This is a genomic window from Sinosporangium album (genome assembly GCF_900100605.1).
In the GTDB taxonomy this organism is placed as follows: domain Bacteria; phylum Actinomycetota; class Actinomycetes; order Streptosporangiales; family Streptosporangiaceae; genus Sinosporangium; species Sinosporangium album.
In genome coordinates this window covers 268,728-291,913 of sequence record NZ_FNCN01000005.1, presented here as the reverse complement: position 1 = coordinate 291,913, position 23,186 = coordinate 268,728, and the positions used below count along the sequence as shown (strand labels likewise).

Here is a 23,186-nt window from a genome sequence, read left to right as displayed (position 1 = left end):
AAAGTTTCCTAACCATCAGCGGCGAGAATAAGACCCGGAATCACAACGCACAAGACCCAAAAGGGGGCCGGGCCCTCTCCGGCCAGGTCTCGCGGCATCTCTACGTGAGCTCGACCAACACCTCCGGGAGGGGTTTCCGCACCAGGTCGGGAACCTGCGCGTCCCTCGCCGCGTACCCCACGGGGAAGAGGATGTACGCCCGCTCGTTGGCCGGGCGTCTGCAGATCTCGCTGAGGAACCCCATCGGATTGGGGGTGTGGGTGAGCGTCGACAGGCCCATCGCGTGCAGGGCCATGATGAACAGCCCGCAGGCGATGCCGACGCTCTCGTTCACGTAGTAGTGTCGGCGCTTCGAGCCGTCCGGGCGCACGCCGTACTTCTCCGCGAAGCACACCACGATCCACGGCACGACCTCCAGATACCCCTTGTCGGCCGTCGTACCGAGGGGGGCCAGCGCCTCCCGCCACTCGGCCGGCAGCCGGCCGCCCTCGTAGTTCTGCCGTTCCTCGACCTCGGCGGCCTCCCGGATACGGTGCTTGAGGATCGGATCGCCGATCACCACGAACTTCCAGGGCTGCTGGTGCGCGCCGGAAGGGGCGGTGTTCGCGGCCCGCACCGCGAGATCGACGCATTCGCGGGGCACGGGCTCGCCGCTGAAGTGGCGCACGCTCCTGCGCCGCTCGACCTGCGCGAGGAACGCGCGTCCCCGCTCGACCGTCTCGGCGTCGCCGTACCGCTGGGGCTGGTAGGGAACAAACGGATGTTCATCCTCGTGACTCATCAGATCTCCCATAGCTGCCTATCTACGCAGTTGAAGCGTGATTCCACCTAGCAGGGCAGGCAAGGAGACATCAAAAACCGGGTACGGCTTGCGCACCGCGCACACCGCGCGCAAGCCGTACCCGGAGCGGGGGTCAGCCGGCCGAGAAGCCGCTGAAGAGCAGCAGGGCCAGCCCCAGGGCGAGCACCACGTTGACCACGGTCGCCGAGGCGAAGACGCCGACCGGCCTCCAGCCCGCCTCCTTGAGCGACGCGACCCGGAACTCCAGCCCGATGCTGACGAAGGCGAGGATGAAGAACCACACCCGCAGATCGTTCGCAACGCCGATGACCGCTTTGCCCTCGGCCGCGGTGACGGTGGAGAGATACCACGTGGCGATGACCGACGCGGCCACGAACCCGAGCACGAACTTCGGGAACCTGTGCCACAGGTCGGCGAGGCGCGGATGGCTCGCGGCGGGGTCGCGCTCGACGCCGCGCTCGACACGGAAGGCGAAGTAGGCGGTGAGCGCGATGGCGACGACGCCCATCAGGGCGTTCTGGGTGACCTTCACGATGCTCGCCACCTGGAGGGACTCCTCGCCGACGAGCGCGCCCGCCGCGGTGACGGCCGCCGTGGTGTCGATGTTGCCGCCGATCCACGCTCCCGCCACCTCCGGGGAGAGCCCGAACACTCCCGCGAGCCACGGCAGGATGAAAATGGACGGCAACGCGAAGACGATCACCAGGCTCGCGCTGTAGGCGAGCTGCTCGCGTTTGGCCTGTACGGCTCCCGCCGCCGCGATGGCCGCGCTCACACCGCAGATCGCCACCGCCGCCGAGAGCAGGGCGCGGAGTTTCTCGGGGAGGCCGAGCCGCCCGCCGAGCCACCACGAGAAGAGGAACACCGCGCTGATCAGCACGACGGCCTGGAGGATGGCCGGCCCGGCGGCGGTGGCGATCACGCTGAGGTTGATCGAGGCTCCGAGCAGGACGAGCCCGGTCTTGATGAAGAACTCGGTGCGGAATCCGCCGGCGAGCCGGTCACGCAGGCCGGTCGCGGCCAGGAGCGCGTTGCCGAGCAGGCCGAGGACGATCGCGTACACGGGATACTCGATCGCGGCGGCGAGGTCTTCGAGGGCCGTGCCGGTGAAGGTCTCCGGCACGGCCTGCTCAAGGAAGCGGGTGGCGGCGGCCAGCACGAGCACGGTCACGACACCGAGTGCGGTCCAGGCCCGGGGGACGGGCCTCGCCTCCAGCCCGGCGGGGTCGTCCCCTCGTCGGGTCCCGGCCGTGTGCTCGGTGGCCGGTTCCCCGGTGTTCGTCTGCGCGGTGGCGCGCTCCCCCGGGTCGGTCACGGGATCACCCCTTGGGGGATCACGCCCAGAAGGACCAGGATCAGGAGGAGCAGGCCGACGATCGTCGCCGCCCAGTCCTCGCCGATCGCCCGCTTTCGCGTGCCGCGTTCGCGGCGTGCGGATTCGCTTTCGCCCATCACGACCTCTCACAGCCGTCCCGCGGCCCTCTCACCACCCCCCGAGCTATTTCATGGTAAAGCAGTAGGGATTTCAGGTAAAGCCCTCCTGGTCAGATCTGCACCCTGGTCAGACCTGCACCAGCGTGAACACACCCGCCGCGATCAGGGCCACGGCCCACATCCGGTCCAGGTTGAACCAGGTCCGGCGCACGACCGCGACCCCCGCGACCTCGTAGACGACCACGGCGATGACCCCGGCGACCGCGAACATCGCCAAGGTGTGCAGGGCGGCTATCCCCAGGCCGCCCGACATCGCGTGCCCCGCGTGACCGGTGTGGGCCGAGGCGAACGCCGGCACGAGCATGAGCCCCGCTCCATGGGCCGACGACATCAGAAACGACCACGCCGTGAGCTGCGCGAGTGACAGGTTCATGCCGACCCAGCGGAAATGCCGCTTCGACAGCAGCCGCCACAGCCCGAACCCCACCAGCACCACACCGCCGCCGATGGACAGCGCGGTGCCGGTCACCAGCGACCCGGTGGCCGCGACGACGAGCGCGACCACGGCCACCGAGGCGAGGTGCCCCGCCGCGATGGCCGGGAGCGACTGGAGCAGGCGGTCGCGGCTGCGCTCCTGCAACCCTCGCGCGACGGCGAACAGCCAGCCCATCGCCGGGTTGACCCCATGGAAGGCCCCCAGCAGGAGCACGGCCGTGAGCGTCATGGATAGCAGTAGGAGTCGGAGGAGGCGTCGCCGCCGGACAGGCGGGTCTGGTGGGGGCGCAGGCCGCGCCAGTCGTCCCCGTGGGGGAAGAACCGCGTGTCGAAGGTGAACGCCCCGCCTCCGGGGGCGCTGTCGATCTTGGCCAGCCAGGCTCCGACCCCGTCGGGGTAGAACTGGTCGTCCCACGCGCCGTAGAGGGAGTTGCTCACGTAGACGCGCTTGCCGTCCCGGCTCACCTCCACCATCTGCGGGCCGCCCGACAGCGGCACCCCCGGCGCCGCGGGATGCTCGGCGCGCCCCGCGATGCCGCCGATCCTCAGCGATCCGGTCTCCACCGGGTTGAAGGGGTCGGTCACGTCGAACCGCTTGAGCTCGCCGGTGCCCCAGCACGAGACGTAGAGGGTCGAGTCGTCCACCGACAGGTCGATGTCGGTGACGAGCGGGGGTACCGCGCCGAACGGCTGGAGGATCGGCGGGAGCAGTTCGGCGGGGGCCGGCTCGGCGGGGATGTCGATGACCTTGCGCACGGCCCAGCCCTTGCCGTCCCGGTGCCACACCCACACCGAGGCGGAGAGGTCTTCGACGCTGACGACGACGCCGGCGAAGCCGTAGGTCTTGGTGGGGTCGTGGGCGGGGCGCAGCTCCAGCGCCATCTGGTATTGGTCGCCGAGGTCCACCTCCTGCACGTGGCGGCGTTTGCGGAGGTCCCAGAAATGGAGGCGGTGGCCGTACTTCCGGCCGAGCAGCAGCTCGCCGACCAGACCGTTCTCGATCATGCTCGGCGTGCCCCACTCGGAGGTCACGAGGACATCGTGGTTGATGTGCCACCAGAAGTCGTAGGCGAGATACTGCGGCCCGCGCTCGGTCTCCCACTGCCCGAGCACCTCGAAGGAGGTGTGGTCGAGCAGCGCGATCCCGCCGGGGCCCTCCCTGCCGTCCGCGCCGCCGAGCGCCGAGACGTAGAGCCCTTCGGGGCCGCAGTGCACGGTGTGCGGGCGCGAGTAGCCGGCCCGCTCCGCGAGTTCTTCGGGCTCGATGACCTTGACGACCTCGGGGCTCACGCGGTCCTTGGTGTCGAGCACGTAGATGCGCGACGAGCGCAGGCCGGGCACGATGAGGTAGCGCCGCTCGGTGTGCGGGTGCGGAGCGTTCGGGCAGAGAGCACTGCTGCAGGCGTTCCACCCGAAGTGGTGGAGCTCGTCCCCGGTGAAGGGTAGATCGGTCCACCCGACGACCGTGCCGTAGGCGGACGAGTCGGGGTCGGTGTCGAGGACGGCCATCGCGTCGGGACGGGTGGCCGACCGGTCGAAGGCCGCGACGTAGGCGAGCTTCTCCGGCGGCGCGGCGGCGGCGTCTCTCGGCGACGGATAGAACGTGGGATCGGGCTTCCACAAGGTCATGCCGTCAGCATGTTCCCGCATTTCCTATCAAGTCAATGGGGATAGGCGTGTCGCGTGCCCTCGCCGTGTCCTCGCCGTGTCCTCGCCGTGCGGTGACCTAGGGCGCATACGGCAGGCCCACAGAAAACGGATTGCGCGGGCGGGATAACTTTGGAGCACCCATCCCTCTGGAGCGCTACATCATGTTCTTCGGCATCACTGACATCTGGACGTACATCGCCGGCGCCTTCTTCATCATCCTGCTCCCGGGTCCGAACTCCTTGTTCGTGCTCTCCACCGCCGCACAGCGCGGGGTGGGGATGGGCTACCGGGCAGCGGCGGGGGTCTTCCTGGGCGACACCGTGCTGATCCTGCTGTCGGCCGCGGGTATGGCCTCGGTGCTCAAGGCCAACCCCGCATTGTTCATGGTGGTGAAGTACGCGGGCGCGGCCTATCTGGTGTGGGTCGGCCTGGGGTTGATGCGAGCGGCGTGGAAGGCGTGGCGCTCACGGGAGGCAGGTGTCGACGCGCCCGCTCCCGAGCAGGTGGCGGTGCCGACCGATCCGTTCCGCAGGGCATTGATGATCAGCCTGATCAACCCGAAGGCCATCCTGTTCTTCATCTCGTTCTTCAGCCAGTTCGTCGATCCGGCCTATGGGACACCTGCGCTGTCGTTCCTCATCCTGGCGGCGATCGTCCAGATCTTCAGCGTGCTCTACCTGTCCGTGCTCATCTTCGGCGGCACCTATCTGGCCGCGCAGTTCCGGGCCAGGCGCAGGCTCTCCGCGGGCATGACCACTGCGGCCGGAGGGGTGTTTGTGTTCTTTGGGGCGAAATTGGCGACAGCAACGCTCTGATAACGAAAGGAACGCCAAGTGCTGGATATGTGCAGGTAGATCATCGAGCCGTTATGTCACGGTTGTGCATCGGGGTCGGGTACGGTTAGCGAGGCGTCCCCCCGGGGCCGCCCTCCCGGCCGCCCCCTCAACGGAGAGCCATGTCCCAGCCCCCTGTCACCCTGCCCAGGCTCACGGTGCTAGCGAAGACCGCGGCGCCCCGCATTCTGGAGGCGGTGGTGGCCCCTTTGGCGGTCTTCTACACGGCGCTCATGGTTCTCGGCGAGACCGGAGCGCTCGCCGCCGCGGTCACCTGGGTCTACGGAGGGGTCATCTACCGGTGGATCCGGCGGCGGCCGGTGCCGTACACCATGCTTCTGGCCGCCCTGGCGATCACCGCCAGGGCGGCTCTCGGGTTGTGGACAGGAAGCGGAGTGGGGTTCTTCCTCCCCTCCGAACTCGGCACCGTGTGCATCAGCTTCGTCTTCCTGGCCTCCGTACGGCTGCGCCGTCCCTTCGTCGAGAAACTGACGCTCGACTACATCCACTTGCCCTCCGCGGTGCTGAAGAATGAGCGCATGCGCAGGTTCTTCGCGCGGATCACACTCCTGTGGGCGTTCGTGCTCCTGCTCAACTCCGCAGTCAGCATCTGGATCCTCGTACAGGAGTCGACGGCCTTCTATCTCGTGGTCCGCACATCGGCCGTCGCCGTGATCAGCGGCATGGCGATAGCCTTCTCGATCTGGGCCTTCCGGCGCGTACTCCACCGCCTGCACGCCGACTCCTCGCGAGCGGCCGAACTCCCCACCTAAGGGATTTCCCGACTGGGCTCGGCCGGGCGATACGGCCGAAAGAACAAGGCCACACGCACGCGCGGCCTCAGCCGGGCGAGCGTTCTCAGCGATGCCACAACCTGCGGCTTTCCCTCTACCTCCACCCTTGGTAGGGGATGTCTCTCTGCCTAAGGTCGGGGAGCAAATCGGCCATTGGTGCGATGTATCGGATCATCGGCAGCCAATACCTTGATAGCGAGGGGCACGGGGGGATCACCCGGAATCTACTCGGGGGACACCCGGGGTCGATTCCAGGGGGTACCCCGATGATCTGACTCGATACGAGTCGGCAGGCTATGGGGGCATCCAGCCTTGATGGCGCGTACCCGACCATTTCCAGCCTCGACGACCGGAGTCCTGCGACCATGTCCGATGCCATCATCGGCCTCCTTCGAGAGGTCATGAGTTCGCCATGGATCTATGTGGCGCTGTTCGCCGTCGCCTTCATCGACGGGTTCTTCCCCGTCGTCCCAGGTGAGACCGCGGTCATCACAGCGGGCGTGTTCGCGGCGACCGGCGAGACCAACCTCGCGTTGGTGATCGCGGTCGCGGCCCTCGGCGCGTTCGCGGGCGACCACTTCTCCTACTTCCTCGGCCGCACGTCCGGGAAGCGCCTGCGGGCAAGGGCCAAGGGCAAGACGGCCAAGGCCTTCGACTGGGCCGAGGACGCCCTGGCCGAGCGGGGCGGGATGGTTCTGGTCATCGCGCGCTACATCCCCGGAGGCCGCACCGCCACCACGCTGACCATGGGCGCCTGCGGCTACCCTCGGCGCAGGTTCGCGATGTTTGACGCGCTTGCGACCATAAGCTGGGGTGTCTACTCCGGTCTGATCGGGTATTTCGGCGGAATGGCGTTTGAGCATGATCCGATCAAGGGGCTGCTGCTCGGACTGGGTATCGCCGTCACCGTCGCCGCCGTGACCGAGATCGTGCGTTACGTCCGGAAGAAGCGGGCCAAGGCTTCCGCCGTACCAGCCGAGACCCCCGTGCTCGTGAACTCCTCTGGATCGAAGTGAAAACCCCTCTGGTCCATCCGGTCGCGCGGCGAGACGCTGACGATGTGATCGCCCGCAGAGCAACGGAGCACCGCATGGTCATGCCCTTCGCCGACGCTCCCGCGACTATCCGCAACGCGATGATGACGCGCCGCGCCGCGAGTACGGCCGACGCGCCGCCCTCCGAGCCCGCCGCGGCCGAGGACCTCGACACCTCCGACCCCGGGCCGGCCGGCCCCGCCCCTCGCAACTCCGTGACCGCCGCGCCCGATTTCAGACAGGCGGTCCCCCAGCAGGGATCACACATGACCTCTGCCACACCGGTACGGCGCCGCCGCGTCCTCATCGCGGCCGACACCTATCCGCCCGACGTGAACGGCGTCGCGCACTACGCTCACAGGCTCGCCGCCGGCCTGGCGGCCAGGGGTAACGAAGTCCACGTGGTGTGCCAGTCGGCCGACGGTCCCGGCCGTGTGGAGATGCTCGACGGGGTGGTGGTCTACCGCCTGAGGTCGGCGCCCGTCCTGGTGAGCCCGGGGACGCGGGTCGCCCTGCCGGTACGGCTGGACCGCCTCGTGGCGGGGCTCGCCCCGGACGTGGTCCACGTCCACAGCCATCTCGTCGTGGGGCGGGCCGCGATCTCGGCCGCCCGCAGGAGGGGCGTGCCGGTGGTCGTGACCGGTCACGTCGCCCCGGACGAACTGCTGCGTTCCGCTCCGCTGCCCCGCGCCGTGCGCGCGCGTCTACGGGCGTGGGCGTGGCGCGACCTCACCCGCGTTTTCGAGCGGGCCGACCTGGTGACGGCGCCCGTCGCGGACCCGCGGGACCTCCCGTCGGAGCGGATCTTCGGCCCTCGGGTCGAGGCCGTCTCCTCAGGGGTGGACCTGGCGAGGTTCCGTCCGCAGGTGGAGCCCCAGGCGTGGGCCAGGAACCGGTTCGGCCTGCCCGACCGGGACACGGTGCTGTTCGTCGGGCGGCTACGCGACGACAAGCGGGTGGACGAGCTGATCAGGGCGTTACCGCACGTGTTGAAGGTGACCGATGCCCAGCTCGCGATCGTCGGGTCCGGACGTCCGCGGGGCGCTCTGGAGCGGCTCGCCGAGCGCCTCGGCGTGGAGGACCGGGTACGTTTCCTGGGGTTCGTCCCCGACCGGTCGATGCCGTACGTCTATGCGGCTGCCAATGTGTTCGCGATGCCGCGGTCCTCGGGTCTGCGGCATCTCGCGACCTTGGAGGCGATGGCGTCGGGTCTGCCGGTGGTCGCCGCGGATACTCCGGGACTTTCCCACCTGGTCGCCGACGCTCAGAACGGCCACCTGTACCGACCGGGCGAGACCAGAGCCCTCGGCCGCCACATCGCCGAGCTCCTCGGCGACCCGGCGTCGCTCGCGGCGATGGGGGCGCGCAGCCGCGACATGGCCGCGACCCGCGGCGACCAGCTGTCCCTGCTGCGTTTCGAGGAGATCTACGAGGAGGTGGATCGGTGAACGAGGCGGCCTACATCCTCGGCACCCTGATTCTGGCCGGTGGCTGCCTCGGCCTGGCCTTCCGCCTCTCGCTGGTCGATCCGGTGCGGGGGGCCGCCAGCCGGGTGATGCTCATCGCCGTCGCCCTCGGGCTGCTCCTCACCGTGATCTTCCCCGTCGGTGATGCCTCGGAGGTCCGCACCTGGGCCTTGGCGGTGGTGTTCACCGGGCTGCCGTGCGCCGCGTGGATGCTGGCCAGGAATCGTCCGCCGCAGATGCTGTGGCGGATGCTCCAGGCAGCCGGGGGGACGGCCGCCCTCCTCCTCATCGCCATGCTGGTGCTCCGCCCCGGTTCGGTGCTCTCGGACGTGGTCTTCGGCGCCCCGCTCCTGACCTCGGTGGAACACGTGCTGATCGCGGTGGAGATCGTGCTGGTGCCGTTGATGGCCCTTGCCGTACTCCGGCTGCGGCCCCCGCAGACGGCGGCGAACGGCGCCCCGGGGAATGACCAGGGCCGAGGAGGCGTGCTCTACTCCCCCTGAGTCCCGGCTCTTAAGATCGGCGCTATGCGCCTCTTCACCGTCGACGCCTTCACCGACCGCCCGTTCCGCGGCAATCCGGCTGCGGTGTGCCTGCTCACCGGGCCGATGCCCGACGCCTGGATGCAGGACCTCGCCGCCGAGATGAACCTCTCGGAGACCGCGTTCCTGCTCGGCGACACCCTGCGCTGGTTCACCCCCGCGGTCGAGGTCGCCCTGTGCGGCCACGCGACCCTGGCCACCGCCCACGTGCTCTACTCCCAGGGGGCGACCGGGCGGCTCGAATTCACCACCAAGAGCGGCACCCTCGCCACCGAGCGGACCTCCGGCGGCCTCATCGGCATGGACTTCCCCGCCAAACCCGCCACGCAGGCCGCACCGCCTCCCGGACTGCTCGACGCCCTGCGCGTGGAACCCCTCTGGGTCGGCCGGAGCCAGTTCGACATGCTCGTCGAGGTCGACTCCGAGGAGACCGTCCTCGCCCTCTCCCCCGACATCGACCGGCTGGCCGACATCGACGCCCGGGGCGTCATCGTCACCGCGCGGGCCACGCGCGACGGCGCCGACTTCGTGTCCCGCTTCTTCGCTCCGCGCGCCGGCGTCGCCGAAGACCCCGTGACCGGGTCGGCGCACTGCGTGCTCTCGCCGTACTGGACCGCGAAGCTCGGCCGCGACTCCCTCGTCGGCGCCCAGGTCTCCAAACGCGGCGGCACCGTGCGCACCACCCTCCGCGGCGACCGCGTCGACCTGGCCGGCCACGCCGTCACCATCTGGTCCGGTGACCTCCATCTCTGACCGCGCCAGTGCAACAACCCGCTCGGCAGATGCAAAGCTGACTGCAGGCCGTACGGCGACCGCCCCGGTTGGACCACTCCACCGACTTCTGGTCGTCCAAGGTCTCGACGCACGCTCCCGCCCGCGAGAAGGCCGTGAGGCGGGCCGGGGAGAGATAGCCGGAGCCCCAGGCGGCATTTCCTATTGACCATGTCGGCAATACCGGGAAAGCGTGGGGGCACGGAACAGGGAACGGAGCACCCACATGAGCGTCACCGACGAGCTTCTCACCAACGCCGAGCGCTATGCCGCCGATTTCGACAGGGGAGAGCTTCCTCTACCGCCCGCGAAAGGCGTCGCCGTCGTGGCGTGCATGGACGCCCGTCTCAACGTCTACGGCCTGTTTGGGCTGGCTGAGGGGGACGCCCACGTGATCCGCAACGCGGGTGGCGTGGTGACCGCCGACGAGCGCCGGAGCCTGGCCATCAGCCAGCGGCTTCTCGGCACCCGCGAGATCATTCTGATCCACCACACCGACTGCGGCATGCTCACCTTCACCGACGACGGCTTCAAGCAGACGATCCACAACGAGGTCGGTATAAAGCCCGACTGGTCGGCCGAGGCGTTCACGGACCTCGACGAGGATGTACGGCAGTCGGTGGGGCGGATCACCTCGGACCCGTTCATCCCGCACAAGCAGTCGGTCCGGGGCTTCGTCTACGACGTGAAGACCGGCCGCCTGCGCGAGGTCACGGGCTGAGCGTCCTGAGGGGCGGGGTCAGACGGAGACCTTCTCCCGGTCTCCGCCGGGGGCGCGCCGCGCCCGGGGCTTCATGTAGGCCCACTGCCAGGCGGCCTCCATCGGGCCCCGGGCGAAGCGCCGCAGCCACAGGGTGCTGAGCACCATGAGAAGCGCGCAGATGCCCGCCCACGCGCCGACGACCCACCATGGGCGCGCGTCGGCGAGGGCCTGGGCGAGCCCGAGGCCCCAGTCGTAGCACAGCACTCCGGCGATGAGGTTCTGCAGCATGTAGGACGAGAGGGCGGTGCGGCCGACATTGGTCAGGCCGGCGCGGAGGGGGCCGGGTCGCTCGCCGAGGCGGTGGACGAGCGCGGTGACCAGGCCGAGCAGTCCGGCGGCGACCAGGGGCGCGGCGAGGTAGCGGTCGACCAGGGCGAGCTTCGGGTCGGCGAAGGACGCGATGAGGTTGAGGGGGATGCCGGCGCCGAGGCCGGCGGCCATGAGGCGGGTGCGCAGCCTGGCGCCGCGTTCGGAGTTCTCCAGCAGGCCGGCGCGGTAGAGCCGGGAACCGGTGAGGAACATGGCGATCCCCATGGGGATGATGAAGACGGCTTCCACCCGGTAGAGGAGCGGCTCTTTGATCCGGGTCATGACCTGGTCGAACCAGGTGCCCGGGATGGCGCCCGTGTCGAGGATGCCGGGGGCGTCGCCGCCGTAAGCGAACAGCAGGGCTGTGACGCCCCCGATCAGCAGGACGTGCGAGGCGCCCATGACGGCGATCCAGGTCCGCACGGCCCGGTCGCTCCGCCCGATCAGGTAGGCCACGATCATCGACGTCACCGCGTAGCCCATGAGCACGTCGAACTCGAAGATCAGAACGTAGTGCAGGAGCCCCTCCACCAGCAGGAGCAGCGCCCGGAAGAGGTACCAGCCGGGCCAGCGCATCCCTTTGCGCAGGGCCGAGCGGTACTGCAGTTCGAGTCCGATGCCGAACATCAGGGTGAGCATGCCGAGGAACTTGCCGTTGGACAGGAAGGCGAGCACCGACTCCGCGGCGCCGGGGGCGCCGGCCGGTCCCGTCACCGACGTGAAGATCCAGATGTTCGTGCCGAGGGTCCCCAGAATGGCGACACCCCGGAGAATGTCGAGCGCGTGGATGCGCGTGGTCGTGGTCACGTATTCCACGATCCCGCAGCCGAAAAGAACACAACTCAGCTACTCGGCTTAAATCCGCCTACACCCTTCTATTGAGAGCGTGTAATCCTTTGGTATTACGCGTGGTGTTACGTCGTAGAGAATCCCACGCGTACGGCGTGTGCCCCGGTTCGGGGCGCACGCCGTACGGTGAACCGCACTAGGAGTCGAACCCGAGCCCCAGCCGGTCGAGGGTGCGCAGCCACAGGTTGCGACGGCCGCTGTGGGCGTCGGCCTGGGCGATCGACCAGCGGGTGAACTGGATGACCCCGGATCTGACGGGTTCCGGTGGGAAGGGAATGGGTTTCCCCCTCACCATCTGGAGGGCGGTGCGTTCGGTGGGCTCGCCGGAGAGCAGGTCGAGCATGACGTTGGCTCCGAAACGCGTCGGTCCGACGCCCATGCCGGTGTAGCCGACCGCGTAGGCGAGTCTGCCCTCGTGGGCTGTGCCGTAAAAAGCACTGAACCTGCTGCAGGTGTCGATGACGCCACCCCACCTGTGGGTGAAGCGGATGTCATCGAGCTGGGGAAATGTGCTGAAGAAGTGCTCGGACAGGGTGGTGAAGGTCTCATCACGCTGGTCGTATTCCCGACGAATAGCACCGCCGTTGTAATAAACGGCGTCATATCCGCCCCAGAGTATGCGGTTATCCTCGGTGAGCCGGTAGTAATGGAACTGGTGGGCCGAGTCGCCTATGCCCTGCCGGTTGCGCCAGCCCACCCGGGCGAGCCGGGCGGCCGTCAGGGGCTCGGTCATCAGGGCGTAGTCGTAGACCGGCACCACGAAGTGCCTGAGTCTGCGCAGCAAGGGCGGGAACACGCCCGTGCCCAGCGCCACTTTGGCGGCCCGCACGGCCCCGTGCGGGGTGCGCAGCTCGATGACCACCCCGTCGTCGCGCAGCGAACGCACCGGTGTGTGCTCGTAGATCCGCACGCCGAGCGACAGGCACACCTCGCGCAACCCCCAGGCGAGTCTGGCGGGGTCGAGCATCGCGCATCCGCCGCGGTCCCACTGGCCGCCCACGTAGGTCGGCGAGTCGACCTCGGCCCGCACCTGCGGCCCGTCGAGGACCACGAGGTCCTGCCCCAGTTCGCGGGCGATGTCCACATGTTCGGTCAGGGCGTCGAGCTGCCACTGCTCGGTGGCGACGTGCAGCTCGCCGGTGCGTTCGAACCCGCACTCGACGCCGTAGCGTTGAAGGGTCGTTTCGATCTCGTCGAGGTTCTCGCGCCCGAGCCGTTCGAGCGTCGCAATCTCCTCGGGCCACCGGTCGAGGCCGTTGGCCAGTCCGTGTGTGAGGGTCGCCGTGCAGAATCCGCCGTTGCGCCCGGAGGCGGCCCAGCCGATTCTGCGTCCCTCCAGGAGGACCACGTCGAGGGACGGGTCGCGTTCCTTGGCCATCAGGGCCGTCCACAGCCCCGAGAAGCCTCCGCCGACGACGACCAGGTCGGCGCTCGTAGTGTCGAAGAGCCGCCGCAGCGGCTCGGGACCGGCCGGGTTGTCCAGCCAGTACGGCTTGCGCTCCGCGTCAGCCAGCGCCTTCAGCGGATCCACAAATCCCACTTCCCAACTTGGTTCTGAGAGGTATCTGTTTCTTCGCTATCGCGCGGCCTCACTCAGGCCGCGCACGGGTTCCCCCCGCCTGAATCCGATCTCGCCTCCCTGTTCACTGTCGGTTCCACTGTTGAGGTCTTTCGCTGTCGTTGAGGTCTCGCTGTCGAGTCTGCCGCTTCGGATATGCCGACGCCCCGCGCACTGTGACGTGCGCGGGGTCGGCGGGTTCAGGGGACACGGCGCCTGGCCAGCACCGAATGGGTGATGGCGATCACGACGCCGACACCGAAGATCAAGGTGCCGAGGATGTTGACCTGCGGTGGTACTCCCTGCCTGACCGCGCCGTAGATCCACAGCGGGAACGTCGTCAACGGCCCGCTGGTGAACTGGGTGATGACGAAGTCGTCGATGGAGAGGACGAACGCGAGCAGCGCTCCGGAGACGACACCCGGGGCGATCGAAGGCAAGGTGACGAGCCGGAACGTGGTCCACGGGGACGCCCCGAGGTCGCGCGCCGCCTCCTCCAGCGACGGGTCCATGCCGAGGACCCTGGCCCGCACCGTGATCGCGACGAAGGACAGGGCGAACAGCACGTGGGCGATCACGACGGTGGCGTACCCGGTCTGCACGCCCGTGCTCACGAACAGGGAGAGCAGTGACGCGCCGAGCGCGAGCTCGGGCGAGGCGATGGCGGCGAATATGACGACGTTGGTCGCCCCGGCGCCCCTGAACCGGTAGCGCCCGATCGCGAGCCCCAGCGCGGTACCGAGCACGGTCGTGATCGCGGTGGCGAGCAGGGCGATCGTCACCGAGTTGAACACGGCGGTCATCAGCTCCGGGTAGTCGCCGAGCCGCCCCCACCACTTGACGGTGAAACCCTGCCAGGTGACGTTCGATTTGCTCTTGGTGTCGTTGAAGCCGAACACGATCATGACGACGATCGGGGCGAACAACCAGGCGAGCAGCAGTACGGCATAGATCCGAAGCAGCCGGTCCGCCCACCTGCCGCCGGACCGGGCCCGCGCCGGCGCGGGGGCGGCGGGCACGGGGGCGGGGGGCACGGGGGCGGGGGCGCTCTTCACGCTCATCGGGCCGCCGCCGCGAGGACGTTCTCGGTGCCGAGGGCTCGGGCGTAGGCGAAGACGCCGATCAGCGTGGCCGCCATCAGGGTGAGCGATAGGGCCGCGCCCACCGGGTAGTCGTTGCCGACGAGGTATTGCGTCTGGATGACGTTGCCGATCATCGTGTTCTCCGGCCCGCCGAGGACGGCCGCGTTGACGTAGTCCGCCGTCATCGGTACGAAGGTCATCAATACGCCCGCGAACACACCGGGAAGCGACAGCGGCAGCACGACCTTGGTGAAGGTGCCGAGGCGGGAGGCGTAGAGATCCCGGGCGGCCTCCACGAGCCTGTGGTCGACCCGCTCCAGCGCCACGTAGATCGGCAGCACCATGAAGGCCAGGTAGTTGTAGACCAGTCCCCCGATCACCGCGGCCGTGGTCTGCAGGACGTGGAAGTCCTCGGGGAGCAGCCCGATCGCCTTGAGCGGCCCCAGCAGGATGCCGTCGTCGGCGAGCATGAACTTCCACGACACCGTGCGAAGGACGAACGACACGAAGAACGGCAGAAGCACCAGGAGTAGATAGGTCGATTTGCGCGCCCCACCCTTGAACGCGATCCAGTACGCCATGGGGTAGGCGAGCAGGATCGCGATGGCCGTGCCGGCCAGGCCGTACCCCGCGGAGCGCAGGAACTGGGTGTGGAAGTCCCCGATCGCCTGCACGTAGTTCCCGACGTTGAACGTCTGGACGAAGCCGTTGACGACGTCGCCCTCCTGCGTGGAGACCGAGGCCATGAAGATGATCGGCACCACGAGGAAGGCGAGCAGCCAGAGTCCGCCCGGCAGGACGAGCAGGTAGGGGGTGAGGCGTTTCACCGCTAGCCCTGCACGATCGGCTGGAAGGCGCTCTCGAAGGGCTTCTCCTCGGCGATCGTCAGCGTCTTGAACACGCGCAGCCGGGACTGGTCGGCCTCCGACGGGTAGATCAGCGGGCTGTTGGCGATGAGTTCGAGGCTCTTCTTGTCCTCTCCCTTGGCCTTGGCGGCGTTGGCCAGGACCAGGTCCTTGGTGAGGGGGACGGGGGTGATGTAGTTGATGTACTCGACGAGCATCGTGGCGATCTCGGGCTTGTACACGAAGTCCATCAGCGCGAGGGCGTCGACCGGGTTGGCGGCGGTGTTCGGGATGCACATGTTGTCGGTCCAGATCGTGCCGCCCTCGTCGGGCACGTAGAACTTGAGATCCTGCCCCTCGGCGACCTGCTGGAAGATGTCGCCGGACCACGCCATCGTGATCCAGATGTCGCCGCGGACGAGCGCGTCGACATAGTCGTTCTCGTAGTACTTGCGCACGAGGCCCGCTTCCCGCTGCTCCTTGAGCTTGGCGGCGGCCCTCTCCCAGTCGGCCTGCGTGGACTTGTCGGGGTCGATGCCCAAGGCGAAGAACGCGAAGTTCGCCAGCTCCTGGGTGTCCTGCATCATCCCGACTTTGCCCTTGTACTTGGAGTTCCACAGCTCGTGGACGCTGGTGATCTCGCCGTCGATGTACTTCGGGTTGTAGGCGATGCCGGTGACCCCGACGGTCCACGGGACGGTGTAGGTGTTCCCGAGGTCCCAGATCGGGTTCTTGACCTTGGCCGCGGCGTTGGAGGCGAAGTTCGGCAGCTTGGAGTGGTCCAGGGGGGCGAGGTAGCCGAGCTGGATGGCCCGGTTGAGCTGGATGCTGTTGGACATGACCATGAGGTCGAAGCCGATGTCGTGGCCCGCCGCGAGCTGCGGCTGGATCTTGCCGAACCAGGTGGCGTTCTCCTGGATCGCCTCCTGATAGGTGACCGAGATGCCCATTTCCTTCTCGAACAGCTCAAGGGAGGGGTACTTCGAGCCCTCCTTGTCGATGTACAGCGGCCAGTTGGCGAATCGGAGCGTGCCGTTCCGCTTCTTGCCCGCCCAGTAGGCGGCGACGGCGTCGGGGCTCGGCGTCGCCGTACCGGTTCCCCTGCCCTGCACCCCGCACGCGGCGAGGGCGAGTCCGGCGACCGACATCCCCGCGATCCGGAAGGCGTCACGGCGGCTGACCTTGCGGCTCTGGGTGAGACCGCGCAGAAAAGCGGGGTTGCTACGAAGGTCCATCGGCGGTCAACTTCCTATCGCGAATGAGTGGTGCGGCTGCCATGACAGCCAGACAGAGTCGCCCGGCTCCGCCGTGGTGCTGCTGTCGAACGCATTCTGCTGGAAGACCGTGACCTCCGTCCCCTCCGGAAGCCTCACGGCATAACTCGTGTACGTCCCCAGATAGGAGACATCCTCCACCGTCCCACGGGCGGCGCTGACCCGCCCGCTCGGCCTCTCCGCCGAGATAGTGATCTTCTCCGGCCGTACGGTGACCTGAAGCGTGTCCCCCGCCGCATGGGCGGACCCCGCCACCAGCACCCGCCCGCCGTCCCCCAGGGCCAGTACGGCACAGCCGTCGTCCACCCGGTCCACGGTCCCGGTCAGCAGATTGCTCGTCCCGATGAACCCCGCCACGAACGCCGTCGCCGGGCGCTCGTAGATCTCCCGGGGCCCGGCGAGCTGTTCGACCTCGCCGTTGTTCATGACGGCGATGCGGTCGCTCATGGTGAGCGCCTCGCTCTGGTCGTGGGTGACGTAGACGAAGGTGATGCCGACCTCGCGCTGGATGCGCTTGAGCTCGGTCTGCATGGCCTGACGCAGCTTGAGGTCGAGCGCGCCGAGCGGTTCGTCGAGCAGAAGGGCGCGGGGCCGGTTGACCAGGGCCCTCGCGAGGGCCACCCGCTGCTGCTGGCCGCCGGACAGCTCGCGCGGGCGCCGCCTTTCCCTGCCGGTGAGATCAACGATCGCCAGCATCTCGCCGACCCGCCGCTTGATCTCGGCCTCGGGCGTCTTCCGGCGCCGCAGGCCGAAGGCGACGTTCTCCCAGACGTTCATGTGAGGGAACAGCGCGTAGGACTGGAAGACCATGTTCACGTCGCGCTTGTCGGCCGGTACGCCGGTCACGTCCCCGCCGTGCAGGCTGACCGTGCCCCTCGTGGGGTCCTCGAACCCGGCGATCATCCGCATGGTGGTGGTCTTGCCGCAACCCGACGGCCCGAGCAGGGAGAAGAACTCCCCTTCGGCGATCGCCAGTGTCACGCCCTTGACCGCCTGGACGAGCTCGCCGTGCACGCGATACTCCTTGACGACTCCGTGGAGTTCGATGGCGGGCACCGGCGAAACGAGAGGGGCAGCCGTATCGGCCGCCCCCACGCCCACCTGGTTATCGGTCATACCAGGCTGTTCTCTCTGCTCGATCGGCTCAGCCGATGTAGTGCATGACGTGCTTGACTCTCGTGTAGTCGTGCAGGCCGAACACGGACAGGTCCTTGCCGTACCCGGAGTGCTTGAAGCCGCCGTGAGGCATCTCCGAGACGAACGGGATGTGGGTGTTGACCCAGACGACGCCGAAGTCGAGCCGCTTCGACATACGCATCGCGGTGCCGTGATCAGACGTCCAGACCGAGCTGGACAGGCCGTACTTCACGCCGTTGGCCTTGGCCACGGCGTCGGCCTCGTCGGTGAAGGTCTGGACGGTGATGACCGGGCCGAAGACCTCGGTCTGCACCATCTCGTCGTCCTGCCGGAGCCCGTCGACGACGGTCGGGGCGAAGAAGAAGCCCCGGTCGCCGACCCTCTTGCCTCCGGTCACCACCGTGGCGTGCGCCGGCGCGCGCTCCACGAAGCCCTCGACGCGGGCGAGCTGGGCCGCGTTGTTGAGCGGGCCGTACAGCGCGTCCTCGTTGTCGAGGTCGCCGGTCACGGTGGCGGCGGCGGCCTCGGCGAGGGCGGCCACGAACTCGTCGTGGATGTCCTCCTGCACGAGCACGCGGCACGCGGCGGTGCAGTCCTGGCCGGCGTTGTAGAGACCCGCCCCGGCGATGGCCGCGGCGGTGCCCTTGATGTCCTTCACGTCGCCGAAGACGACGACGGGGGCCTTGCCTCCGAGCTCCAGGTGGACCCGCTTGAGGTCCTCGGCTGCGGACTTGGCGACCTGCATGCCGGCCCCCACCGAGCCGGTGATGGCGACCATTTGGGCGGTCGGGTGGCCGACGACCAGCGCGCCGGTCTCGCGGTCGCCCACGACGACGTTGAACACTCCGGCCGGGAGCACCTCACCGAGGATCTCGGCCAGCTTGAGCGTGGACACCGGGGTCGTGTCGGACGGCTTGAGCACGATGGTGTTGCCCGCGGCCAGCGCGGGAGCGATCTTCCAGACCGCCATCATCATCGGGTAGTTCCACGGGGTCACCTGGCCGATGACGCCGATGGGCTCATGCCGGATGACAGAGGTGTGGTCGGCGAGGAACTCTCCCGCCGTCGGCCCCTCCAGCGTGCGCGCGGCACCGGCGAAGAAGCGGAAGTGGTCGGCGGCGACCGGCGTCTCGTCCTCCGCCATGCGGGCGCGCGGCTTGCCGGTGTTCCGGCACTCGGCCTCGTTGATCTCGTCGGCGCGCGCCTCGATCGCGTCGGCGACCTTCAGTAGAAGGTTGGCGCGCTCGGCCGGCGTGGTCAGACCCCAGGACTCGAAGGCCGCGGCGGCGGCGGCATAGGCCGCGTCGACGTCCTCCTGCCCCGAGATGGGAGCCTCCAGGTAGGGCTCACCCGTGCAGGGGTCGATGATCTCGGAGAAGCGGCCGCTCTTGGCGTCCACGAACTCTCCGTTGATGTAGTTCTGCAAACGGGTGGTCACCGTTGACCTCCTCGGTGGAGTACTGATGCCGCGACGGGTATCCGACCCCTGACAGGAGCCTGACAGGTGCGCTGAGAGAGCAGACTGACAGAGGGCGGACATCGCGACAAGGGATTTCGTGGTGAAGATATCAAATTGCTACGGAATCGCTTGACAGTGCGGGGAGACCTGACACGATGTCGATCCTGGACGGCAAGACGAGGGACACGCCTCCGTAACACGCCGGCGCCGACGCCGGCCCCCGCCCCCGGTCGGGAAGCGGGAGAGAGGAAGCCGAACCGATGACCACCCCGCCGAAGGCGCGCAGGGACGACAGTGAGATCAAGCCCGGTCCCGTGGTGCTCGACGACATCTCCAAGCAGATCATCGAGCAGTTGCAGGAGGACGGGCGCAAGCCGTACGCGGCGATCGGCAAGGCCGTGGGCCTGTCCGAGGCGGCGGTACGGCAACGCGTGCAACGCCTCCTCGACGCCGGTGTCATGCAGATCGTCGCCGTGACCGACCCGCTCACGCTGGGGTTCCCCCGCCAGGCGCTCATCGGCATCACGTGCGAAGGCGATCTGGAGACCGTGGCGGGTGAGCTCTCCGCGATCGACGAGATCGACTACGTGGTGCTGACCGCGGGGTCGTTCGACGTGATCGTCGAAGTGGTCTGCGGGGGCGACACGCATCTCCTGGAGATCCTCGGCAAGATCCGAGCGATCCCGACGGTGCGCGCCACCGAGTCCTTCGTCTACCTCAAGCTGAAGAAGCAGACCTACTCCTGGGGCACCCGCTAGGTCCGTCATGTCACCCGTGCCACGGCCCGGACGGGTGCCCCGTCTGCGCGGGGCAGGTGGAGCGGGAACATCGACACCTCGATCGCCCGCCCCTCCTCCTGGGCCACGAGGAGGACCGGAAGGTTGCGGAGGTTCTCCACGATCACGGTGTGCGCGCCGCAGAGCACCCGATGGGCGGGGAAGTCATCGGCCGGGGTCGGATCAACGCTCAGCGCGTCGATCCCGACCGTACGCACCCCGGCCTCGACCAGCAGGCGTGCCGCGTCCTCGGTGAGATACGGATGATCGGTGTAGTGGAAGGTGCCGAAGTGCCCCGCCCAGCCCGTCGCGACCAGCACGATGACGCCGGGAGCCGCGACGGGTTCGAGCACCTCCGGCCCGATCGGCGCGCGGGGCGCGAGCCCGCGGGCATCGGCCACCGCGGCCGGCCCGGTGAACAGTTCCAGCGGCAGCTCGTCGAGCGCGGGCAGGGAGTCGTCGATGTGGTACGGCGCGTCCACATGGGTGCCCGACTGCGACCCAAGGTGCAGGCCCAGGACATTGACGCCGTGGGGGTCGACGGTGAGCGCCGGGGCGATCGACACCGCGGGATCGCCCGGGTAGACGGGCATGCCCGTGGACAACGGCACTGACAGGTCGACGATCATGCTGGTGCCGGCTCCTTCGTCTCAGCGCCCTTCAGGCCCGATGATAGGCGGCGCCGGGGTGTCCTACCGTCGCTTGGACCGCGCTGGACGGGCGAATCCACCGCACGGTTCCGGACCGGGCGAATCCACCGCACGGTTCCGGACCGGGCGAATCCACGGCACGGTCCGGACCGGGCGACGGCGACGGCGACGGGTTGACGGGACCGGCCGCGGTGGCCGTGCCGTACGCCTTCGTGAAAGGCCCGCCCACGTCGGTCGGATCGCCGGCGTGCCCAAGGTGCGCCGCGCGGTCCGGCGCGACGCCCGTCAGGGCGTCGCTGCGGCGAGCTGGCCGCACGCGCCGTCGATCTCGCGGCCTCTCGTGTCGCGGACGGTGACCGGGACCCCGTGCGACTCCAGCCGGCGCACGAAGGCGGCCTCGTCTTCGGGGCGGGACGCGGTCCACTTGGAGCCGGGGGTGGGGTTCAGCGGAATGAGGTTGACGTGGGCGAGTTTGTTCTTGACCAGACGGCCCAGGAGGTCGGCACGCCATTCCTGATCGTTGATGTCCTTGATCAGCGCGTATTCGATCGAGACCCGTCGTCCCGTGGCGGCGGCGTAGTCCCAGGCGGCCGACAGCACCTCGGAGACCTTCCACCGGGTGTTCACCGGCACCAGGGTGTCGCGGAGCTCGTCGTCGGGGGCGTGCAGGGACAGGGCGAGGGTGACCGGGAGGCCCTCGGCGGCGAGTTTGCCGATGGCGGGCACGAGGCCGACCGTCGAGACCGTGACGCCCCTGGCCGAGATGCCGAGCCCGGCGGGGGCCGGGTCGATGAGGCGGCGGACGGCGCCGAGCACGGCCTTGTAGTTCGCCAGCGGCTCGCCCATGCCCATGAACACGATGTTGCTGATCCGCCCGGGACCGCCGGGCACCTCTCCGGCGGCCATCGCCCGAGCCCCGGCGACCACCTGCTCGACGATCTCGGCGGTGGACATGTTGCGGGTCAGCCCGGCCTGGCCCGTCGCGCAGAACGGGCAGTTCATCCCGCATCCCGCCTGTGACGACACGCAGATCGTCGTGCGGCCGGGGTAGCGCATGAGCACGGATTCGACGAGGGCGCCGTCGAACAGCCGCCACAGCGTCTTGCGGGTCGTGCCGCCGTCGCAGGTGATCTCCTTGACGGGGGTGAGCAGCGAGGGGAGCAGCGCCTCGGCGAGCTTGGCGCGGGTGGCGGCCGACAGGTCGGTCATGGCCGCGGGGTCGCCGGTGAGCCGCTCGAAGTAGTGGCGGGAGAGCTGGTCGGCACGGAACGGCTTCTCACCGAGCTCGGCGACCGCCGCGCGGCGCTCGGCCATGGTCATGTCCGCGAGGTGCCGGGCGGGCTTGGCCCTGCGGGGGGCGGCGAAGGTGAGCAGCGGGCGGCCGCTCTCGGCGCGGTCGGCGCTCATAGAATCTCCCAGACGACTTCTCGAAGCGGCCCTGAACCGCGTTACCACGTGATCTAAAGTCCAGATGTATGGCGACATTCCGGTCGGCATCGCCGTCTGAACCGTCCAACCCCTCGGAGCCCCCCGCGCACGAGCCCCGCCGCGAGGGGTTCCACGACCCCGATCACGCGCCCGACCACGCGCGAGCCACTCGCGGGAAGGGTCGGAACGCCGACGGCACCGAGGTCGTGCTCACCGACGACAACCCCTATCGCAGTCGGACTTTGATCGTCGAACGCGATGCGGTGTCCTCGGTAGCTTACCTGTGCGCCCGAGACGGCACCGTCCATGGAGCCTCCTGGCTCGCCAACCACGGTGACGCACCGGAGACCGTCGATCTCACCCGGGTCAACGCCGGACTGCCCCCCGTGATGCCGCGCCCCAACACCCGGCACCCGCACGGCCGCCCTCCGCTCGGCCGCCTGTCGGCCCTGTGGTTCGAGGAGGGCGACGGCGTGGCCCTCTACGAGGGCACCGAGGTGCTCGCCGTCATCCCCGGCTGGGCCGACGTCGGCCGGGGCAAGCCGGGATACGCCCGCGACGCTCTCGGGGAGACTCCGTTCGCGTGGTCGCTGGCCGACGCCTACGAAGAACTCGGCCCGCGCCTGGCCAAGGCGCACTCCTACTGGCAGTGGCGGAGGGCCGAGGCGTCCTGGGCGACCTTCCAGCAGTTCGTGATGAGCCATCTGGACGGCACGGTGGGTACGGCCGGCCGCTTCTGGGACGCCGGCGGCGACCGGATGCCGACCGTGGGCATCACCGAACGGCCACCGGAGGGGCATCGCAGTTTCACGATCCTGTCGACCGTGGGGATGAGCTGCCAGCGGATGCCGACCGTCGAACGCTACATCGACCGGCCCGACGCGTTCGCCCGCGTGGAACTCGCCGTCGCGACCCGGGGCGACCCGCGCGAGGCCGCCCGGCTGTTCCTGTGGCTCGGGCAGTATCCCTGGCATTCGGTCACCTGGCTCGGCCACTGCCATACGGCCAAGTGGTATCACGATCCGGCGACGTTCCCCCTGGGCGCCGGGTATCACGGGGTGATCCTGGTCGCCGACCCGCCGGGGCTGCCGTCCATGTCGGGGTTCACGTTCGGGGGCGACGCCGTACGGTGGCTGTGGCTGGTGCCGTTGACGGAGAGCGAACTGGGCGCCTGCGCCGGAGACGGGGCTCAGGCCGTGCTCCACGGGCTGCCGCACCATCGCTATGTCGCTTGA

General features: G+C 68.8%; 23 protein-coding genes. 9 read left to right on the top strand and 14 right to left on the bottom strand.

What is annotated here, in order from left to right; all coding sequences use genetic code 11:
• Positions 1 to 100: 100 nt before the first annotated feature.
• From BLQ73_RS07775 to BLQ73_RS07760, 5 genes are all read right to left on the bottom strand, one after another.
• Complete coding sequence (locus BLQ73_RS07775; protein ID WP_093169661.1) at positions 101 to 781, bottom strand: nitroreductase family protein; 681 nt, start codon at positions 779 to 781, stop codon at positions 101 to 103.
• A 133-nt stretch (positions 782 to 914) separates the two neighbouring features.
• Entirely contained in the window at positions 915 to 2,117 is a 1,203-nt protein-coding gene (locus tag BLQ73_RS07770) for a YeiH family protein (RefSeq protein ID WP_245690874.1), read from the bottom strand.
• Positions 2,114 to 2,254 carry a hypothetical protein gene (locus BLQ73_RS32145; RefSeq protein ID WP_176955322.1) on the bottom strand — a complete coding sequence of 47 codons (141 nt, stop codon included), beginning with the start codon at positions 2,252 to 2,254 and terminating at the stop codon, positions 2,114 to 2,116. Before BLQ73_RS32145 ends, BLQ73_RS07770 begins: the two co-directional genes overlap by 4 nt.
• A 109-nt stretch (positions 2,255 to 2,363) precedes the next feature.
• Positions 2,364 to 2,960: a hypothetical protein gene (locus BLQ73_RS07765; RefSeq protein WP_093169660.1), complete on the bottom strand. Its 597-nt coding sequence runs from the start codon at positions 2,958 to 2,960 to the stop codon at positions 2,364 to 2,366.
• Entirely contained in the window at positions 2,957 to 4,360 is a 1,404-nt protein-coding gene (locus tag BLQ73_RS07760) for a selenium-binding protein SBP56-related protein (RefSeq protein WP_093169659.1), read from the bottom strand. The genes BLQ73_RS07765 and BLQ73_RS07760 overlap by 4 nt, the downstream gene beginning before the upstream one ends.
• 182 nt (positions 4,361 to 4,542) lie before the next feature.
• On the opposite strand from BLQ73_RS07760, the gene leuE reads away from it, so the two are divergent.
• From leuE to BLQ73_RS07725, 7 genes are all read left to right on the top strand, one after another.
• Positions 4,543 to 5,196 (top strand): leucine efflux protein LeuE, encoded by a 654-nt coding sequence (gene leuE / locus BLQ73_RS07755; protein ID WP_093169658.1) that lies wholly within the window; start codon positions 4,543 to 4,545, stop codon positions 5,194 to 5,196.
• A gap of 140 nt (positions 5,197 to 5,336) precedes the next feature.
• Positions 5,337 to 5,987 carry a VC0807 family protein gene (locus tag BLQ73_RS07750; RefSeq protein WP_093169657.1) on the top strand — a complete coding sequence of 217 codons (651 nt, stop codon included), beginning with the start codon at positions 5,337 to 5,339 and terminating at the stop codon, positions 5,985 to 5,987.
• A 386-nt stretch (positions 5,988 to 6,373) separates the two neighbouring features.
• Positions 6,374 to 7,024 carry a DedA family protein gene (locus tag BLQ73_RS07745; protein WP_093169656.1) on the top strand — a complete coding sequence of 217 codons (651 nt, stop codon included), beginning with the start codon at positions 6,374 to 6,376 and terminating at the stop codon, positions 7,022 to 7,024.
• Positions 7,025 to 7,098: 74 nt separating this feature from the next.
• Positions 7,099 to 8,490: a glycosyltransferase gene (locus tag BLQ73_RS07740; protein WP_245690873.1), complete on the top strand. Its 1,392-nt coding sequence runs from the start codon at positions 7,099 to 7,101 to the stop codon at positions 8,488 to 8,490.
• Positions 8,487 to 9,011: a hypothetical protein gene (locus tag BLQ73_RS07735; protein WP_093169655.1), complete on the top strand. Its 525-nt coding sequence runs from the start codon at positions 8,487 to 8,489 to the stop codon at positions 9,009 to 9,011. Before BLQ73_RS07740 ends, BLQ73_RS07735 begins: the two co-directional genes overlap by 4 nt.
• Before the next feature lie 24 nt (positions 9,012 to 9,035).
• Positions 9,036 to 9,803 (top strand): PhzF family phenazine biosynthesis protein, encoded by a 768-nt coding sequence (locus BLQ73_RS07730; RefSeq protein ID WP_093169654.1) that lies wholly within the window; start codon positions 9,036 to 9,038, stop codon positions 9,801 to 9,803.
• Between the two features lie 244 nt (positions 9,804 to 10,047).
• The gene (locus tag BLQ73_RS07725) at positions 10,048 to 10,542 is read left to right on the top strand and encodes a beta-class carbonic anhydrase (protein WP_093169653.1); all 495 of its coding nucleotides are present in this window, start codon (positions 10,048 to 10,050) and stop codon (positions 10,540 to 10,542) included.
• Positions 10,543 to 10,560: 18 nt separating this feature from the next.
• Here BLQ73_RS07725 and BLQ73_RS07720 read toward each other — a convergent pair whose 3' ends face one another.
• From BLQ73_RS07720 to BLQ73_RS07690, 7 genes are all read right to left on the bottom strand, one after another.
• On the bottom strand, positions 10,561 to 11,700 hold the full coding sequence (locus tag BLQ73_RS07720) for a DUF418 domain-containing protein (RefSeq protein WP_245690872.1): 1,140 nt from the start codon (positions 11,698 to 11,700) through the stop codon (positions 10,561 to 10,563).
• A gap of 178 nt (positions 11,701 to 11,878) precedes the next feature.
• Entirely contained in the window at positions 11,879 to 13,273 is a 1,395-nt protein-coding gene (locus tag BLQ73_RS07715) for an NAD(P)/FAD-dependent oxidoreductase (protein ID WP_093169652.1), read from the bottom strand.
• 227 nt (positions 13,274 to 13,500) lie between these two features.
• Positions 13,501 to 14,361, bottom strand: a complete 861-nt coding sequence (locus tag BLQ73_RS07710) for an ABC transporter permease (RefSeq protein ID WP_093169651.1) — start codon at positions 14,359 to 14,361, stop codon at positions 13,501 to 13,503.
• Positions 14,358 to 15,209 (bottom strand): ABC transporter permease, encoded by an 852-nt coding sequence (locus BLQ73_RS07705; RefSeq protein WP_093169650.1) that lies wholly within the window; start codon positions 15,207 to 15,209, stop codon positions 14,358 to 14,360. Before BLQ73_RS07705 ends, BLQ73_RS07710 begins: the two co-directional genes overlap by 4 nt.
• 2 nt (positions 15,210 to 15,211) lie before the next feature.
• A complete protein-coding gene (locus BLQ73_RS07700; RefSeq protein ID WP_093169649.1) occupies positions 15,212 to 16,462 on the bottom strand; it encodes an ABC transporter substrate-binding protein in 1,251 nt (416 codons plus the stop codon).
• 6 nt (positions 16,463 to 16,468) lie between these two features.
• Positions 16,469 to 17,617 (bottom strand): ABC transporter ATP-binding protein, encoded by a 1,149-nt coding sequence (locus BLQ73_RS07695; RefSeq protein WP_093169648.1) that lies wholly within the window; start codon positions 17,615 to 17,617, stop codon positions 16,469 to 16,471.
• 28 nt (positions 17,618 to 17,645) lie between these two features.
• Positions 17,646 to 19,076: a gamma-aminobutyraldehyde dehydrogenase gene (locus tag BLQ73_RS07690; RefSeq protein WP_093169647.1), complete on the bottom strand. Its 1,431-nt coding sequence runs from the start codon at positions 19,074 to 19,076 to the stop codon at positions 17,646 to 17,648.
• A gap of 281 nt (positions 19,077 to 19,357) precedes the next feature.
• Between BLQ73_RS07690 and BLQ73_RS07685 the strand changes: the two genes are divergently transcribed.
• Complete coding sequence (locus tag BLQ73_RS07685; RefSeq protein ID WP_093169646.1) at positions 19,358 to 19,855, top strand: Lrp/AsnC family transcriptional regulator; 498 nt, start codon at positions 19,358 to 19,360, stop codon at positions 19,853 to 19,855.
• A gap of 5 nt (positions 19,856 to 19,860) precedes the next feature.
• Here the strand turns inward: BLQ73_RS07685 and BLQ73_RS07680 are convergent, their stop codons facing one another.
• Together BLQ73_RS07680 and rlmN are read right to left on the bottom strand one after the other, a co-directional pair.
• Positions 19,861 to 20,502, bottom strand: coding sequence for a cyclase family protein (locus tag BLQ73_RS07680; RefSeq protein ID WP_093169645.1), 642 nt, complete (start codon positions 20,500 to 20,502; stop codon positions 19,861 to 19,863).
• Between the two features lie 306 nt (positions 20,503 to 20,808).
• On the bottom strand, positions 20,809 to 21,930 hold the full coding sequence (gene rlmN / locus BLQ73_RS07670; RefSeq protein ID WP_093169643.1) for a dual-specificity RNA methyltransferase RlmN: 1,122 nt from the start codon (positions 21,928 to 21,930) through the stop codon (positions 20,809 to 20,811).
• A gap of 68 nt (positions 21,931 to 21,998) precedes the next feature.
• Here rlmN and BLQ73_RS07665 point away from each other — a divergent pair, with 68 nt between their 5' ends.
• Positions 21,999 to 23,186, top strand: coding sequence for a suppressor of fused domain protein (locus tag BLQ73_RS07665; protein ID WP_093169642.1), 1,188 nt, complete (start codon positions 21,999 to 22,001; stop codon positions 23,184 to 23,186).